The 965-nt window shown below is 73.9% G+C and carries 1 protein-coding gene and 1 pseudogene; both read right to left on the reverse strand.

What is annotated here, in order from left to right:
• A pseudogene (locus SSQG_RS43275) lies at window positions 1–93 on the reverse strand (alpha/beta hydrolase); the annotation flags it as partial.
• A partial coding sequence (locus tag SSQG_RS36515) for a xanthine dehydrogenase family protein molybdopterin-binding subunit (protein WP_003995025.1) occupies window positions 60–965 on the reverse strand: 906 nt, incomplete at its 5' end. The pseudogene SSQG_RS43275 and the gene SSQG_RS36515, both read right to left, overlap by 34 nt.

Genomic DNA, 965 nt, shown 5'->3' on the forward strand with positions numbered 1-965 from the left:
GTGTGCGCCGGCGAGTTCCCGGATCTTCGCGCCGACGAGTTCGGGCGCCTCGACCGGTGTCATGTGGCCGATGCCGGGCAGCTCGGTGAGACCGCCGCGGCCGTCCCGACGATGCCGATCTCCCCGATCCCCTTGCTGCCCATGGGGTTGAGATGCGGATCGTCCTCGTCGATCCAGTGCGCCTCGATCTCGGCGACGTCGGCGTGCACGGGCACGTGGTACGACGCCAGATCCGACTCGGGGAAGTCACCGAACGCGACGTCCATCGTGCTGCCCTCGGTCAGCGCCATCCCCAGGCCCATCGTCATGCCGCCGACGAACTGGGAACGCGCCGTACGGGCGTTGAGGATGTGCCCGGCGGCGTACACCCCGAGCAGTCGGGCGACCCGGACCTCGCCGGTGACCGTGTCCACCGTGACCTCGGCGAAATGTGCCCCGAAGGCGTGCCGCGACCAGGCGCTCTCCGCGTCGGCCGTGCCCCTCGTGTCGGCGTGCGCCTCCAGGCCCTGCTCCGGCAGCGGCCCCGCGTGCCCGGCCAGCCGCCGGGCCAGCCGGTCGCAGGCCTCGTGGACCGGCCAGCCCCAGGAGGCGGTTCCGGACGAGCCGCCGGCCAGCGACGCCGACGGCAGTTCGGTGCTGCCGATCTCGATCCGCACCCGTTCCAGCGGCACTCCGAGCGCGTCGGCACCGACCTGCGCGAGCACGGTCCGGGCGCCCGTACCGATGTCCGTGGCGTTCACCCGAACCAGGAACGTCCCGTCGGGCAGCGCGCGGGCCGCCGCCGCGGAGGGCCACGCCATCACGGGGTACATCGCCGCCGCCACGCCCGTCCCCAGCAGCAGGGGCCCCTCCCGGCGGGAGCGCGGACGGGGATCGCGCCCGTCCCACCCGAAGCGCCGGGCGCCCTCGCGCAGACACTCCACCAGATGCCTGCTGCTGAACGGCTTGCCGCTGTCGGGCTCGGT

This window comes from Streptomyces viridochromogenes DSM 40736, from assembly GCF_000158955.1.
Lineage (GTDB): Bacteria > Actinomycetota > Actinomycetes > Streptomycetales > Streptomycetaceae > Streptomyces > Streptomyces venetus.